The organism is Qingrenia yutianensis, from assembly GCF_014385105.1.
Lineage (GTDB): Bacteria > Bacillota > Clostridia > UMGS1810 > UMGS1810 > Qingrenia > Qingrenia yutianensis.
Map to the genome: position 1 here is coordinate 1 of NZ_JACRTE010000014.1, position 16,630 is coordinate 16,630.

Below are 16,630 nucleotides of genomic sequence, written 5' to 3' on the forward strand. Positions count from 1 at the left end.
GGGGGTTCCGATTCCCCCGCACCCCTAAACGGCTTGGGGTTCCACCCCAAGACCCCTTAAAACAATCAAATCATTCAAACAACAGATTATCGAAATATTTTTCAAACAAAAACCGAAAACAAACCGTTCGCCGAAAAAGTAACGTTTACAGAACGGGTCAAGGGCATAGCCCTTGTCGTTTAGGGGTGTGGGGGAATCGAAACCCCCACGTTTTCCCTCTGCTTTTGCGCCAAAAGCAGAGCCTGCGGAGCAACCAAGAAATTACGATAACCTGTTTTTGATATGATAAGATAATTTAAAATCTAAAATCGGGATTGAAAAGGCGCCCCTTTTCCCCTACATTTGTTACTCCTCGTATACCTCGTGGCAATTTTTCTCCGCGTTATACTTCAAGCCGTAATGTTTGCCGTCCTTTTGTATACCGTTTTCAAATGTACCGGCAAAACTTTTATACATTCCCTCAAACTGCGGATTTCCCTTCGGCGAATACTCAACACCCTCGCCGTTTTTCTCGCCGTCCTTATAATTTCCCTCATAAATAAGGTAAATTTCGTCAAAATACGCGTTATACTCGGTCATAAATCCGTCTTTTTTGCCTCTCTTCCACTCGCCTTCGCTTGTGAGCGCGCCGTTGCGGTACATTTTTCCCTTGCCGTCAATCCGTCCGTCCTTAAACTCGCCCTCATACATAACGAACTCGTCAACCGAATACATCACACCCGGCTCACGGCCCTCGCCGTAAACCAAAATTTTCCTGACCTCTTTCATATTTTCCGAATACATACCGTAATTGATATAATACATTGTTCCGTTTCCGTGCATTACGCCGTTCACGACGTTTCCGCGGTACAAAATGCTGTCCGCTTTTTCGTTATAAATATCGTTTGAATCGGAATAATAATAAATCACGCCGTCGGTGTCGGTATACCCGGGCGCCCAAAGCGCGGTAATTCGCTTAACGTCCTCGTTTGACGCACTTCCGATTACAACTTCAAAACGGTCGAGATGAATTTCGCCGTCATAAATTTTCCGCCCGTTTTTAAACAGCATACCGTTGAATTTTCTCGGATACGTTTCCGAATTGTAAATTTCGTTTCCGTCATCGTCATACACCGCGCCGACGCCCTCATCATACGGCGAATTTTCCTTTTCGTGAATAAGATAAATTTCGCCCGTTTCGGGAAGATAGCGCGCCTCGCCTCCGTTTTCAAACTTGGCACTGCGCACCCTCACGCCGTATTTAAACCTGCCGTCCTGCTCAATATAAACCGTCGCTTTTTCGTCAAAATTCATAGTAAACGACGGATTTTCAAGGTCGCTCGGGAACACGTTGACCTGATAATTTTCAACGTTTTTATATTCGTACTTTTCCAAATTTGAATAGATATACGACCCGTTCACGCTGACGGTTTTATCGTTTGAAAAATCACCGTAAACATAGTAATACGACTCGCCGTAACGGCTTTGGTTATCGTATTTTTTCACGCCGTACAAAAGGTTTCCGTCACTGCCGAAAAACCCTTTTTCGCCCGACACCGAATTTTCGCTGTTTTCGGTCTTTTCCTCACAGTTTTCAATTTCCTTTTCAATAATGCACACATCAAGACGGCGTTTTCCGTCGTCATATTTCACATATCCTCCGCCGTACTCGCCCACCGCGTCGACGCTGACCATCGTCGTGCCGAAAATGTTATAGCTTTCCGAAAGATTTCCGTTTATGTAGGTTTTTATATCTGTGGGATATACTTTAAAAAGGTCTTTAAAGGTCACATTTTCCTTTTTTGCGTTGATAACGTCGGTTGCATAAGGTGTAAAATTCCTTTCGGGGCGCGTAATTTCAAGCGTACGCTTATCCCCGTTCCACAAAACATTAAAGCCGTATTTTGACAAAGCCTCGGCAATTACAAAAGTTTTTCCCTTGTAGTTGAACGACTCAATCGGGCAGTAATCAATAAACGTCACAATGTCGGTTTCTTTCACATACCCCAAATCCTCGGCATACGCGGTGCAAAACATCAGCATCACAGCGCACAAAACCAACAAAACACAAAAAAATTTTTTCATATTATATCCCCCCTCACCATTATGCTAACGCACATCGAATTGTACTGTCAACCGTTTTTACGCATTTGAAACATAAAATTAAACAAAAACGCGCCAACCGCGCTGTAAATATGAAAAAATTTTTTGGTGATTTTCGCAAAATTTTTACAAAAGTATGGACAAAAAGCAATAATTGTATTATTATATATTTATATATTTTAATTTTGGAGGGGTATTTATGAAAAAACTTCTATCGGTTGTACTCGCACTTACTCTCGTTTTGTCGCTTGCGGCTTGCGGCGGCTCGTCAAACGGCGGTACGGACGGCGACACAATCAAAATCGGTGTGTTCGAGCCTACAACAGGCGAAAACGGCGGCGGCGGAGTTCAGGAGGTTCTCGGCGTTCGCTATGCAAATTCAATCAGACCTTCGGTTACGATTGACGGAAAAGAATATAAAATTGAATTGGTTGAAGTTGACAACCAGTCTGATAAAACCGCGGCGGTTACCGCTGCACAGTCGCTCGTTTCGTCGGGCGTAAAAGCGGTTATCGGCTCTTACGGTTCGGGCGTTTCCATTGCGGCAGGTTCCACTTTCGCAGAAGCTAAAATCCCCGCGGTAGGATGCTCATGCACAAATCCGCAGGTTACTCTCGGAAACGACTACTACTTCAGAGTTTGCTTCCTCGACCCGTTCCAGGGCACGGTTATGGCAAACTACGCAGGCGTTACAAAAGGTCTTAAAAAAGCGGCTGTAATCTGCCAGAACGGCGACGACTATTCGACCGGTCTTGCTTCTTACTTCAAAAAAGCATTCCCCGGCGAAATCGTTTACGAAGGCACATACAACACAAATGAGTCGGACTTTAACGCTATTCTCACAGCGGCTAAAGCAACAAATCCCGATGTATACTTTGTTCCGTCGTCTATCGCAACGGCAGGACTTTTCATCAAACAGGCGCGTGAGCTCGGTGTAACCGCTCCCATTATGGCAGGCGACACCTGGGAAAACGAAACAATCATCAAAAACGCAGGCGCGGAAAACTGCGAGGGCGTAACATTCTCGACATTCTTCGACGAGAAAGACTCGTCTGCGAAAGAATTTGTTGACGGCTTTGTTAAATACCTCAACAGCTCGGCTGAAAACCTCAAACTCAACGGCGGCAGCGACGGTGTTGCGGCGGTTTCGGCGCTCGGCTTTGATTCGTACAACGTAATTCTTGACGCTATCGAGGCTGCAAAATCCACCGATTCGCAGGCAATCCGCGACGCTCTTACAACACTTGACACAACAGGTGTTACAGGCTCGCTCGCATTCGACGAAAACGGCGACGCTAAGAAAGATAAAGCTTACATCAAAGTTATCGAAAACGGCGCGTTCAAATTCATCGGAACACAGCTTACAGACGGTAAATTCACACCGGTTGAGTAATTTTAAGATTACGTAAATTTATCAATTTTTAAATAACATCGGCGAGGTTTCTTGCCTCGCCGATATTTGTTTTTTTACTTACATAAACAAAAAAAGGCTTTTGGTACTTTTTAATTTTAAGGGGGAAAAATCCCGATGAACGCATTTTTGCAAAATTGCCTTAACGGCTTATCAATCGGAAGTATTTATGCCTTAATCGCCATAGGCTACACTATGGTGTACGGAATTTTGCGCCTCATAAACTTTGCTCACGGCGATATTTTTATGATGGCAGGCTATTTTATGATTATCGCAATGACCGACCTTTTAATTCCGTGGCAGATTTCAATAGCGATAGTGATTATCGCAACAATTCTCTTGGGCGTTTTAACCGAAAAAATAGCGTATAAACCGCTCCGCAGTGCGCCGAGAATGTCTATAATGATTTCGGCAATCGGAGTTTCGTATTTTTTGCAGAACTTTGCAACATACCTTTTTTCGGCGCTCCCGAAATCGTATCCTTCAATCGCCGTGCTTGACAGGAAAATTACAATCGGCACAATTTCAACCTCGCTGGTTACGTTCATAACGCCGATTTTAACAATAGTGCTTGTTATCGCGCTGGTTGCGCTTATCAACAAAACCAAAATCGGTATGGCAATGAGAGCGGTATCGAAAGATTTTGAAACGGCACAGCTTATGGGCGTAAAAATCAACAGCGTTATCAGCATAACGTTTGTAATCGGATGTGCGCTCGCGGCAATCGGCTCGATTTTGTACTTCACGCCCCGTCCGCAGGTTTATCCGCTTTCGGGTTCGCTCCCGGGCTTAAAATGCTTTGTTGCGGCGGTTTTCGGCGGCATCGGTTCAATTCCCGGCGCGCTTGTCGGCGGATTTTTAATCGGACTTTGCGAAACCTTTATCAAGGCAGGAATTTTCTCGGAATTTTCCGACGCATTCACATTTGTAATTTTGATTGTCGTGCTTTTGTTTAAGCCGACGGGACTGTTTGGCGAAAAAGTAACGGAGAAGGTGTAGAATATGACAAAACAAACAAAAAATATTATTGCCGCACTAATTTTGGCGGTTGTAATTTCGGGCTTTGTGCTTTATGCGGGTCAGCTGCCTACAACCTCTATGCTCCGCACATCGCTCCAAATGGGCGTTATATACGCACTGCTCGCAGTGTCTATGAATATGCTCAACGGCGTAACGGGACAGTTTTCGCTGGGACTTGCAGGTTTTATGACGCTCGGCGCATATACCTACGCGGTGCTCACAATTCCCGTGTCGGTTAAAGACAACGTTTATTACCTCTACGGCGTGGCAAACTGCCTCAAAAACGTTCAGCTTCCGATAATTCCGGCGCTTATCATCGCAGGACTTGTCGCGGCATTCTTTGCGTTTTTGATAGGTATGCCCGTATTAAGGCTTAAAAGCGACTATTTTGCAATCGCAACGCTCGGATTTGCCGAGGTTGTGCGTATCGTCACCGCAAGCTCGTGGCTCAACAAGGTGACAAACGGCTCGCTCGGTCTTAACAGCATACCGAAATTCAATTCGTATTACGCAATTTTCATTGTTGCGATTATCTGTATCGCGATAATGTTTTTAATCAAAAATTCCACCTACGGCAGAGCGTTTAAAGCAATACGCGACGACGAAATCGCAGCCGAGGCAATGGGAATAAATTTGCAGAAACACAAAATTTTATCGTTTGTAATAAGCTCGTTTTTCGCAGGTATCGGCGGTGCGCTCCTCGCTATGTATCTTAAGGCGATTTCCGCAACAACGTTTACCCTCGCAACCGCAACCTATTACATTCTCCTTATGGTTGTAATCGGCGGTATGGGAAGTTATTCGGGCAGTATCATAGCGGCGTTTCTGGTTATCTTCGCAAAAGAATGGTGGCTCAGAGGACTCGACAAACCGCTCATCATTTCGGGCGTGCAGATTCCTCTTTTGCGTTCGGGCTTCAGAATGGTTATATTCTCGCTCATTTTGATGATTGTCGTTCTGTTCTTCAGGCAAGGGCTTATGGGCGACAACGAGCTGACGCCGGACTTTATAAAGTCGCTTTTCAAACGAAAGAAAAAAGCAAACAAACTTGAGGAGGTACAGAAATAATGGCAGAAAATGTACTTCACATAGAAAATATAGTAATGCAGTTCGGCGGTGTCGTTGCGGTAAACGACTTCACGCTGGACATTAACAAAGGCGAAATCGTGGCGCTTATCGGCCCCAACGGCGCAGGCAAAACCACCGCTTTCAACGTTATCACGGGCGTTTACGCTCCCACAAACGGCGCGGTGTATTTTAACGGCAAGCGCATTATCGAAAACCACCCTCACGGCAAAATGAAAAAGCTTTACAAGGGCGGAAATTTGGGAAAATACAAGTCGGTAATCGAGCCGACGCCCGACAAAATCACGCATCTGGGCATTGCGCGAACGTTCCAGAATATCCGCCTTTTCAAAAATATGACGGTTTTTGAAAACGTTCTTATCGCAAAGCATTTAAAGCGTACGTCAAACATCTTTTCGGCAACGTTCCGCTTAAACGCTAAAGAAGAGGCGCGTCAGCGCAAAGAAGTTATGAAGCTTTTGGACATTCTCGGTCTTTCGTCGGTTAAGGACGAAAAAGCGACAAATCTTCCCTACGGAAAACAGCGCCATCTTGAAATTGCACGCGCGCTCGCAACCGAACCGAAACTTTTGCTTCTCGACGAACCGGCGGCAGGTATGAATCCGCAGGAAACCGAGGAACTTACCGCGTTTATCGGCAAAATCCGCTCGGAATTCGGGCTTACAATTCTTATGATTGAGCATCATATGGACTTGGTTATGGATATTTCGGACAGAATTTACGTTCTCGATTTTGGAAAACTCATCGCACAGGGCACGCCCGACGAGGTGCAGAACAATCCGAAAGTTATCGAGGCATATTTGGGGGTGAGCGACGATGCTTAAAATTAACGATTTACACGTTTCGTACGGCGGAATACGTGCAATCCGCGGTGTGAGCCTTGAAATTCCCGACAAAGAAATCGTTACGCTTATCGGCGCGAACGGTGCGGGAAAATCGACAACACTGCGCTCGGTTGCCGGTCTTGTAAAACCCGATTCGGGTTCTATTGAGCTGGACGGCAAAGAGCTTGTCGGCAAAAGCCCCAACGAAATAATCACGCACGGAATTGCGCTCGTTCCCGAGGGCAGACGCGTTTTTGCAAACCTCACCGTGCTTGAAAACATCAAAATCGGCGGTTATCTGCGCAAAGACAGCCTTGATGAGGACATTGAAAAAATGTACAGCCTTTTCCCGATTTTGAAAGAAAGAAACTGGCAGCTCGCAGGTACGCTTTCGGGCGGTGAACAGCAAATGCTCGCCGTTGCGCGCGCGCTGATGAGCAAACCGAAAATCATTATGATGGACGAACCGTCGCTCGGTCTTGCACCGCTTATAGTGCGCGATATTTTCGACATTATAAAGGAAATTAACAAACAGGGAGTAACGGTGCTTTTGATTGAGCAGAACGCGAATATGGCGCTGAAAATTGCCGACAGAGCATACGTTATGGAAACGGGAAAAATCACAATGAGCGGTACCGGCGCGGAACTTCTCGCCGACGAGGGAATAAGAAAAGCATACCTCGGAAAATCCGCAAAATAAGTAAAAAAATTATCGGGACGGTAAAGCCGTCCCGATTTTTTATATACAAAATTAAACAAATTATAAAACAAACATTTACCGCGTCAAACCGTCTTGTGTATATTGCCGTTCAGCCTACGGCAAACGTTTGTCGCCGACCGAGCCGGCAGGCGAGAGCGCTGCCTTCTGCGGAGCAAAAATTTTCTAATGTCCGAGCGGTTTTTTCTCCATAAATTCTTTCTCTACTGTGAGGTCGGCGTGTAAAAGCACCCCGAACACCACGGCGAACGGAATAACCGTCACCCAAATTGCGCGTCCCGAAAAAATGTTGCAGAAAACCGTGCCGATAACCGCACCGGCTATAAAGAAAACCAGCATTTTTGAATGTTTCGACAATCTCTCGCGGTGCGATTTATTCTTCGTTTTAAGATGTTTCAATTCTTTCGCGAGTCCCACGCCGATTTGACGTATATGATTTGTCGCAAACGTCGTTGCCATAGGCACGCCCTCCGCCTGACGGAACGTGTTATACTGCATTGACGCGATAAAATTTATCATAATCTGCGAAATCTGCACGGGATACGAATCGGGGATAAATCCCAGCACCAAAACCGCCAGAATTTCAATCGCGATAAGGAGTGTATCCCAGCGTATCAGAAAATTGTGCTTTACCAAATTCGGCAAAAGCTCCGACACAAACGCGCCGAAAAGATACGCCGAAATCGGGATTAAATAATAAAGCGCTTTGCTCCAGTGCCCTGCGCCGAGCGCAAGTCCCATCAGCACCACGTTGCCCGTCTGCGCGTTGCAGAAAACGTTTCCGCGAAGCAAATATGTATACGCGCCGAAAAATCCCGCAACGGTCATAAGCGTGTAAAAAACCCAGTTTCTCTCGCACGTTAAATATACCAGTTCTTTTTCGTATTCCAAGCCTTCGTTTTGCATATGCACCCTCCCGACTGTCTTTTTCTACGATATTGTATCATAATTTTTTTGCAAAATCAACCCTTGCACCGTACAAAATTTTGTGATATAATCATCGGTCTTAACTTCACGCGGATCTCTTTCCCCGTTTCCGAAACGCTTTCGGGCGGTATCGGACTTATCATCTGCGCAAAAACGGTGAAAAACCGGAAGAAAAACAAAACAATCGTCAAATAGCACAAAATGTAAAAATTTTATAAAAAACTCTTTTATTTTTTCCGATATAGTGATATAATAAATAAATATGATATTATCAGGCATTTTGCAGGCAAAATAAAGGGTGGGTGAAAATACCTTGGAAAAATTTGTAATAAACGGCGGAAACGCGCTTTGCGGAACCGTTGATATTTCGGGCGCAAAAAACGCAGCCGTTGCAATCATTCCGGCGACTATTTTAATTGAGGACGAGTGTATTATCGAGAACGTTCCCGATATTCAGGACGTCCGCATTATTTTGGATATTCTTTCTTCACTGGGCGCAAAAGTTGAAAAAATCAGCGCAAACACCGTAAAAATCGACGCTTCAACCTTGAATACATACATTGCGGAAAAGGAAATGGCGTCAAAAATGCGTGCGTCGTACTATCTTCTCGGCGCGCTTTGCGGACGTTTCAAAAAAGCAGCCGTTCCTCCTCCGGGAGGCTGTAATTTCGGCATACGTCCGATAGACCAGCATATAAAAGGCTTTGAGGCATTAAACTGCAAAGTTGAAATAAAGCACGGCAGTATCAACGTTGACGGTGAAAACATAAAAGGCGGTCAGGTTTATTTCGACGTTGTGAGCGTCGGCGCGACAATCAACCTTATGCTCGCGGCGGTGCGCGCACCCGGCGTCACCGTTATGGAAAACGCGGCGAAAGAACCGCACATTGTTGACGTTGCAAACTTTTTAAATTCAATGGGCGCAAACATAAAAAGCGCCGGAACAGACGTTATCAAAATCACGGGCGTTGAAAAACTTCACGGCGGAACATACGGCGTAATTCCCGACCAAATCGAGGCGGGAACGTATATGTTCGCGGCGGCGGCAACGCGCGGAGATGTCACAATAAGAAACGTAATTCCCAAGCATCTTGAGGCGATTACGTCGAAATTTATCGAAATGGGCGTGGACGTTACCGAGGGCGACGACGAAATACGCGTGTGCGCAAAAGGAAATCTCAACAAAATCAACGTTAAAACCCTGCCCTATCCGGGATTTCCCACCGACCTCCAGCCTCCGATGGTTGCGCTTTTGACCACCGTAAACGGCACGAGCATTGTCACCGAAAGCGTGTGGGATTCGCGTTTTCAGTATGTTGCGGAACTTGAAAAAATGGGCGCGAAAATCACGGTTAACGGCTCGGTTGCGGTTATCGAGGGCGGTCACGCGCTCACCGGTGCGGACGTTAAATCGACCGACCTTCGCGCAGGCGCGGGAATGGTTATCGCGGCGCTTTGCGCAAACGGCACAACCGAGATTTTAAACGTTTATCATATCGACAGAGGATATGAAAATATTATAGAAAAACTCACAAGCTTGGGAGCGGATATTAAAAGAACAGATGATTAGGTTTATAACATTATTCAGCGGCAGCAGCGGAAACGCAACGCTGATTTCAGGCAGAGAAACAAACATTTTAATAGACGCCGGAGTAAGCTGTGCGAAAATATGCGCGTCGCTCTCGGAACTCGGAATTTCGCCGAACGAGCTTGACGCAGTACTTATAACCCACGAGCACAGCGACCACGTAAACGGAGTGCGCGTGCTTTCAAAAAAGTTTAACATTCCCGTTTACGCAACAGAAAAAACGCTTGGCGCAATGAATTTGTACGACGTTTACGCGCACAATCAGCGCGCGGTGAAATCGGGCGAGCGGTTTGAAATACGCGAATTTGAAATTTTTCCTTTCTCCATTCCGCACGACGCGGCGGACCCCGTGGGATACAGCGTTCTTGCCGAAAACAAACGGTATACCGTCGCGACCGACCTCGGACACATAAACGAACGGCTTTTAAAATGCCTTTGCAAAAGCGAGGTTGTTTTGCTTGAGTCAAATCACGACGTGGAAATGCTGAAAAACGGTCGTTATTCCTACCCTTTGAAAAAGCGTATTCTGTCCGATTCCGGGCATCTTTCAAACGAAAACGCGGCGTGGACGGCGACACAGCTTGCAATGTGGGGAACGGGCAAAATCATTTTGGGACATCTATCAAACGAAAATAATACGCCGAGCCTTGCATACGAGGCGTCGCACAGTATGCTGTGCAAAAACGGCGCGCAAATCGGGGGCGACGTGATATTAAAAGTCGCGCCGAGGAGCGGAATTTTGGAAATATAACAAAACACGGAAAGGGGTTTTAAAATGAGTACATACGAAATTGCACAAAGAATAAGGGAACTTCGCGAAGTGTGCGGGTACACCGAGGAACAACTCGCAGAAGAACTTGGAGTTGACGCCGAAACATATAAAGACTATGAAAAAACGGGCGACAACATTCCGATAAGTGTGATTTACGAAATCGCGAATAAATTTAAGGTGGATTTCACCGAAATCGTCACGGGTGTGAGCGCAAAGCTCGACACTTATCACCTTGTGCGAAACGGCGAGGGACGCGACGTTGACCGTTATCCGGGCTACCGTTTTTCCGACCTTGCGTATAAATTCAGCCGTAAAATTATGCAGCCCCTTCTGGTTACTCTCGACCCGTCGGATAAGCCTGCCGCGCTTGTTTCGCACGCAGGTCAGGAGTTTAATATGGTGGTTGAAGGCTCGATTGCAGTCGTCATTGAGGATGAGGAACTCATCCTGAAAAAAGGCGACACAATCTATTTTAACCCGAACTTAATGCACGGACAAAGATGTGTCGGCGACAAAAAAGCTGTTTTTCTTACAATAATTGCCGAATAGAAAAGGACGTGTTAAATAATGCTTCTTACAAGATTTTTACCGAGAATAGAATTTAATTCATACAAGGATTTTAAAGAAAACTACACGGTCAACGTGCCCGAAGATTTTAATTTCGGGTTTGACATCGTGGACGCGTGGGCAAACGAAGAACCCGGCAAAAAGGCGCTCGTTTGGTGCAACGACCACGGCGAGGAAAAAACATTTACCTTTACCGATATTAAAAAACTTTCAAATAAAACCGCCAACTTTTTAAAAAGCCTCGGCATAAAAAAAGGCTCGGTGGTTATGCTTATTTTAAGGCGCAGATGGGAATATTGGATTTGCGCGTCGGCACTGCACAAAATCGGCGCAATTCTTATCCCCGGTTCGCTCCAGCTCACAAAAAAAGACATAGTTTACCGCGCAAATGCGGCGAAAATCAGCGCCGTTATCTGCGTTAACGACGATTTTGTTATAAATCAGGTAAACGAGGCACAGCCTCTTGCGGAGAGCTTGAAACATAAAATTGTTGCTGGCGAAAAACGTGACGGATACCTTTTCTTAAACGAAGAAATCGAGAAATTTTCCGACGTTTTCGACCGTCCGACAGGCGCGGACGCGACGAAAGTTACCGATAAAATGCTGGTATATTTCACGTCGGGCACAACCAAAGAGCCGAAAATGGTTGCGCACGATTTTTCCTATCCGCTCGGACATATCGTGACCGCAAAATACTGGCAGCAGGTGCAGGAAAACAAGTTACATATGAGCGTTTCCGACTCGGGCTGGGCAAAATTCGGCTGGGGTAAAATTTACGGTCAGTGGATTTGCGGTGCGGTTATTTTTGCCTATGATATGGACAAATTCGTGCCGTTGAAGCTTTTGGAGGTTATTTCAAAATACAAAATCACCACCTTCTGCGCGCCCCCGACAATGTTCAGATTTATGCTCCAGGAGGACGTTACAAAATTTGATTTATCCAGCATAAAACGCTGTTGTATTGCCGGCGAACCGCTTAATCCCGAGGTTTTCAGACAGTGGTACAACCTCACGGGACTGAAGCTTGCCGAGGGTTTCGGACAGAGCGAATCGAGCGTTATGCTCGCAAGCTTTGAATGGTTCGACCCCATTCCCGGTTCAATGGGCAAGCCGTCACCGCTCTATGACATAAAACTTGTCGACAACGACGGAAATGAGCTCGGCGACGGCGAAGAGGGCAGAATTGTGGTTGACAATATCGACAAAAAAATGCCCGTCGGACTTTTTAAAGGTTATTTTATGGACGAGGAGCTTACAAAAGAGGCGCTCGGCGGTAAGTTTTACGACAGCGGTGACGTTGCGTGGCGCGACTCCAAGGGATATTACTGGTTTGTCGGCAGAAGCGACGACGTTATAAAATGCTCGGGCTACCGCATAGGACCTTTCGAGGTTGAGTCGGCGCTGATTGAGCACCCCGCGGTTGTGGAATGTGCCATCACCGGCGCGCCCGACCCGATAAGAGGTCAGGTCGTTAAGGCAACCGTCGTTCTGGCAAAGGGATATATCCCGTCGGACGAGCTTGTGAAAGAACTTCAAAATCACGTTAAAAAGGTCACCGCGCCTTACAAGTATCCGCGGATTATCGAGTTTGTGGACGTTCTTCCCAAAACTCTCGGCGGAAAAATCAAAAGAGCGGAAATAAGAAAGAAAAATCACGAGGCATAAAAAATGAGCGCAAAAAATTTGATTTACAATCATTTTTTTAAAAAATTTGAAAACCGAAAAATCGGAAACGTTGGCTGTGAACTTGAATTTCCGCTTGTTAACAAGTCGGGAAGCGACGTTGACAAAGCCTTTGCGCGCGGTATTTTCGACTATTTTTCCAACCGCGGTTTCAAGCGTGCCGAGGACGAGGGATACTTTTTTGAAAACGCGCACGGCGACGTGATTTCGTTTGACAATTCATACAATAATTTTGAATTTTCGCTTTGCTACGGCAACAATCTGTGCGAAATCAAAAAGCGTTTCGACGAATATTTTGCCGAGGCGCAAAACTATTTTTCGCGCGAAAATTATGAACTTATCGGGCGCGGAACAAACCCGAACAAAAGCACAATTTCGCAAAACAGAGCAGAATTTTCCACATACAATATGGTGGACGATTTTTTGAAAACCTACGGAAAAGACACAAAATTCCCCGATTTTCCGGCATATCTCTCGTCGGTGCAGACGCATCTCGACGTTGATTTGCAAACTCTCCCGACGGCGTACACATATTTTGCAAAGCTTGATTTTGTGCGCGCAATTTTGTTTTCAAATTCGCCCGATTTTGACAAAAAAGGTTACCGCTGTTACCGCGATTTTTTGTGGGAACAGAGCGCATTTTCAAAGTGCAGCAACATCACGGGCAAGGTAGACGCGGAGTTTGAAACCGTGGATGCGCTTGTCGGATATTTTCTTGAAAAAGATATGTTCAACCGCAAACGGGACGGAAAATATGAGATTTTTGCGCCCGTCAACATAAAAGAATATTTTGAAAACGAAAAGTACGGCGCAAAAGGTGACGACATTGACTGCTACTTATCGTTTAAAAACGTTGAAATTACCGCGCGCGGAACGCTTGAGGTGCGCAGTGACTGCACACAGCCGCTTAATTCGTCGTTTGCACCGTGTGCGTTCAACCTCGGGATTTTGTGCAATCTTGACGCGGCAATCTCCGACGTTGACGGATTTTTCGATGAAAATTCCATTGCGATGTCCAACACCGAACTGCGGAATATTGTTGTCAGCGGAAAAAAACTCAACAAAATCTGCGATGAAGATATTTTGTCCGACTTTGTTTACGATCTTGTGGAAATCGCCGCCGAGGCGCTTGAAAAGCGCGGTTTAGGCGAAGAAAAACTCATCGAACCGCTGTATAAACGCGCGGTGACGCTAAAATGTCCGGCAGATGCCGAATACAACAACCAAAATGACACATTTTGACATAAAACAATTTTGAATACAGAAGGAATTACAATGTCCGAACTTATACAAAACAAAGAAAAATTATCAATGGACGCGCGCGTTCTGTCGTATCAAACCGACCGAAACGCACTGCTCAAACCGTCTTACGCACTGCGTTTTATGCAGGAGGCGGCGGCAGAGCACACCGATAAATTCGGTTACGGCACGCGCGTTTTATATGACGACAAAAAAATGTTTATCCTCATTTCGGTGAGCATAAATTTTGAAAAAATGCCTTTTTTGAACGACAATATTTTTGTGGAAACCTGGAGCTGCGGTCAAAAAGGCGTGCTTTTCACCCGTCCCGGCAGAATTGCGGACAAAAACAGGCAGACTTTGTGCATTTATTCGTCCAAGTGGGTGCTTGTGAACACCGAAACGCGCCATATTTTAAAGCCGAATGAGGTCGGCGATTTTAACGTTGTTTTGTGCGGTGAAAAATACGACCTGCGCGACAGGAAAATCCCGCTGCCAAAGGAAATGAAGCTTGCGGGAGAGCGCGAAATCAGGTATTCCGACATTGACTACAACAACCACGCGAACAACTGCGCGTATGCCGATTTTGTGCTGGATTTTATCCCGTGCGATATGGCAAAAAAGCGCGTTGACAAGCTGGATATTTATTTTCATTCCGAGGCGCTTATGGGTGACAGACTCAAAATTTTCTGCGCCGAAAAGGACGGAATTTATTATTTCAAAGGCGAACACGAGCGCGGAATTTGCTTTGACGCGGCAGTTGAAGTTGCCGAAGTTTAAAAAATTTTAAAAAAAGTATTGACAAACGCAAATTTTGCGTTTATAATATCGTCAACGAGATAGATTAGAAAAGTTTAGTTTTAGTTTAAAAGAGTTTAGTTTAGGCGGAAAATCCGCACAGTTACAGGCAAATTGTATGCCTTGTTATTTATTATTTCCAAAAACTAAAACCGAACGGTGACTTTTCGTTCGGTTTTTTCTTATCTTCTCAAATAAATTTTAAAGGAGAAATCAAAATGACAAAAATTCCCTACAAAATCTATTTGACAGAGGACGAAATGCCTAAAAAATGGCTGAATTTGAGGGCGTTTATGAAAAACAAACCCGAACCGATTATCAATCCCGGGACAAAACAGCCGTGCACATTGGACGAATTGTCGCACATTTTCTGCACCGAGCTTGCAAAACAGGAGCTTAACGTAACCGACAAATATATCGAAATTCCCGAAGAAATTCAGTCCTTTTACAAAATGTACCGCCCCTCGCCTCTGGTGCGTGCGTACAATCTTGAAAAAGCACTCGGCACGCCTGCCGAAATTTACTACAAATTCGAGGGCACAAACACGTCAGGCTCGCACAAGTTAAATTCCGCGGCGGCACAGGTTTACTACGCGAAAGAACAGGGCATCACCAAGCTCACCACCGAAACGGGAGCAGGTCAGTGGGGCACGGCGCTCTCTATGGCGTGCGCGTTTTACGGCGTGGATTTGAGCGTTTATATGGTTAAAGTTTCGTCGCAGCAAAAGCCGTACCGCAAGGCGGTTATCGAAACCTACGGCGCGAAAGTTATCCCCTCGCCGTCCGACACCACCGAGGTTGGACGCAAAATTCTTGCGGAAAATCCCGAAACGGGCGGTTCGCTCGGCTGTGCAATTTCGGAGGCTACCGAAGTTGCAATGAAAACCGAAAACTGCCGTTATGTTCTCGGCAGTGTGCTCAATCACGTTTTGATGCACCAGTCGGTTATCGGTCTTGAGAGCAAAACCGCGCTGGACAAATACGGCATAAAACCTGATATTATCATAGGCTGTGCCGGAGGAGGTTCAAACCTCGGCGGACTTATTGCACCGTTTATGGCGGAAAAAATCGAGGAAAAAAATGACATTAAATTTATCGCGGTTGAGCCTGCGTCCTGCCCGTCGCTCACGCGCGGAAAATACGCGTACGATTTCGGCGACACCGGCAAGCAGACACCGCTTATGAAGATGTATACGCTCGGCAGCGGATTTATGCCGTCGCCCAACCACGCAGGCGGTTTGAGGTATCACGGAATGTCCACCGTCATTTCAAAGCTTTACGACGAAGGATATATCGACGCGGTGTCGGTTGAGCAGACCAAAGTTTTCGACGCGGCGGTTATGTTTGCAAAAACCGAGGGCACGCTCCCGGCGCCCGAGTCGTCGCACGCGATAAGAGCCGCGGTTGACGAGGCATTAAAGTGCAAAAAAACGGGCGAGAAAAAGACAATTTTGTTCGGTCTTACCGGCACGGGATATTTTGATATGAGCGCATATCAGTCGTATTTAAACGGCACAATGACCGATTATATTCCCACCGATGAGGAACTTCAGAAAGGCTTCGACACTCTTCCCGAGATGTAAAAAAAGGCGACTAATTTTTAACAATTTGCAATACAAAAGGCGGTTTTAGCCACTCCTCAATAAGAAAGCATTGGTTTTGAAGCCGTATTTTAAATTCATACTACGTCAAAAACCTGCCATATGCGTCAGCATAACGGCAGGTTTTATTTCTTGTCTGAATTGTAAAATCCGATATTCAAAACTGCTCTGCACCTTAAAAACAAGATTTTTTGATGAATTTCAAGGCAAAAAAGTGAGTAATCCTGACGGATTGCGGGCTTTTTTAACGCAGAAAGGCGCGAAAAATATGTTTTTAAGGCAATGTTGTCTTATCGAGGAGTGGCTTTAGCCGC

At 45.7% G+C, this 16,630-nt stretch carries 14 protein-coding genes; 12 read left to right on the top strand and 2 right to left on the bottom strand.

Features of this window, described 5'->3' with window-relative positions; genetic code table 11:
- Positions 1–345: 345 nt before the first annotated feature.
- Positions 346–2,064: a hypothetical protein gene (locus tag H8706_RS09480; protein WP_262432427.1), complete on the bottom strand. Its 1,719-nt coding sequence runs from the start codon at positions 2,062–2,064 to the stop codon at positions 346–348.
- A 217-nt stretch (positions 2,065–2,281) separates the two neighbouring features.
- Here H8706_RS09480 and H8706_RS09485 point away from each other — a divergent pair, with 217 nt between their 5' ends.
- From H8706_RS09485 to H8706_RS09505, 5 genes are all read left to right on the top strand, one after another.
- Positions 2,282–3,475 (top strand): ABC transporter substrate-binding protein, encoded by a 1,194-nt coding sequence (locus H8706_RS09485; protein ID WP_178347763.1) that lies wholly within the window; start codon positions 2,282–2,284, stop codon positions 3,473–3,475.
- Between the two features lie 135 nt (positions 3,476–3,610).
- Positions 3,611–4,492 (top strand): branched-chain amino acid ABC transporter permease, encoded by an 882-nt coding sequence (locus tag H8706_RS09490; protein WP_449421275.1) that lies wholly within the window; start codon positions 3,611–3,613, stop codon positions 4,490–4,492.
- A gap of 3 nt (positions 4,493–4,495) precedes the next feature.
- Positions 4,496–5,581 carry a branched-chain amino acid ABC transporter permease gene (locus tag H8706_RS09495; RefSeq protein WP_178347762.1) on the top strand — a complete coding sequence of 362 codons (1,086 nt, stop codon included), beginning with the start codon at positions 4,496–4,498 and terminating at the stop codon, positions 5,579–5,581.
- Complete coding sequence (locus H8706_RS09500; protein WP_262432428.1) at positions 5,581–6,423, top strand: ABC transporter ATP-binding protein; 843 nt, start codon at positions 5,581–5,583, stop codon at positions 6,421–6,423. The genes H8706_RS09495 and H8706_RS09500 overlap by 1 nt, the downstream gene beginning before the upstream one ends.
- Positions 6,416–7,123 carry an ABC transporter ATP-binding protein gene (locus H8706_RS09505; RefSeq protein WP_178347760.1) on the top strand — a complete coding sequence of 236 codons (708 nt, stop codon included), beginning with the start codon at positions 6,416–6,418 and terminating at the stop codon, positions 7,121–7,123. The genes H8706_RS09500 and H8706_RS09505 overlap by 8 nt, the downstream gene beginning before the upstream one ends.
- Before the next feature lie 183 nt (positions 7,124–7,306).
- On the opposite strand, the gene H8706_RS09510 is transcribed toward H8706_RS09505, so the two are convergent.
- Positions 7,307–8,047 carry a YoaK family protein gene (locus tag H8706_RS09510; RefSeq protein ID WP_178347759.1) on the bottom strand — a complete coding sequence of 247 codons (741 nt, stop codon included), beginning with the start codon at positions 8,045–8,047 and terminating at the stop codon, positions 7,307–7,309.
- A 334-nt stretch (positions 8,048–8,381) separates the two neighbouring features.
- Here H8706_RS09510 and H8706_RS09515 point away from each other — a divergent pair, with 334 nt between their 5' ends.
- The 7 genes from H8706_RS09515 (at position 8,382) to H8706_RS09545 (ending at position 16,298) form a co-directional block, all read left to right on the top strand.
- Complete coding sequence (locus H8706_RS09515) at positions 8,382–9,638, top strand: UDP-N-acetylglucosamine 1-carboxyvinyltransferase (protein ID WP_262432429.1); 1,257 nt, start codon at positions 8,382–8,384, stop codon at positions 9,636–9,638.
- Positions 9,631–10,407, top strand: coding sequence for an MBL fold metallo-hydrolase (locus H8706_RS09520; protein ID WP_178347756.1), 777 nt, complete (start codon positions 9,631–9,633; stop codon positions 10,405–10,407). Before H8706_RS09515 ends, H8706_RS09520 begins: the two co-directional genes overlap by 8 nt.
- A 24-nt stretch (positions 10,408–10,431) precedes the next feature.
- Positions 10,432–10,977: a helix-turn-helix domain-containing protein gene (locus H8706_RS09525; RefSeq protein WP_178347755.1), complete on the top strand. Its 546-nt coding sequence runs from the start codon at positions 10,432–10,434 to the stop codon at positions 10,975–10,977.
- 18 nt (positions 10,978–10,995) lie between these two features.
- A complete protein-coding gene (locus H8706_RS09530) occupies positions 10,996–12,660 on the top strand; it encodes an AMP-binding protein (protein ID WP_262432430.1) in 1,665 nt (554 codons plus the stop codon).
- A 3-nt stretch (positions 12,661–12,663) separates the two neighbouring features.
- Positions 12,664–13,920 (top strand): hypothetical protein, encoded by a 1,257-nt coding sequence (locus tag H8706_RS09535; protein ID WP_262432431.1) that lies wholly within the window; start codon positions 12,664–12,666, stop codon positions 13,918–13,920.
- 33 nt (positions 13,921–13,953) lie between these two features.
- Positions 13,954–14,697, top strand: coding sequence for an acyl-[acyl-carrier-protein] thioesterase (locus H8706_RS09540; protein WP_178347752.1), 744 nt, complete (start codon positions 13,954–13,956; stop codon positions 14,695–14,697).
- Positions 14,698–14,933: 236 nt separating this feature from the next.
- On the top strand, positions 14,934–16,298 hold the full coding sequence (locus tag H8706_RS09545) for a TrpB-like pyridoxal phosphate-dependent enzyme (RefSeq protein WP_262432432.1): 1,365 nt from the start codon (positions 14,934–14,936) through the stop codon (positions 16,296–16,298).
- The last annotated feature ends 332 nt before the right edge of the window (positions 16,299–16,630 follow it).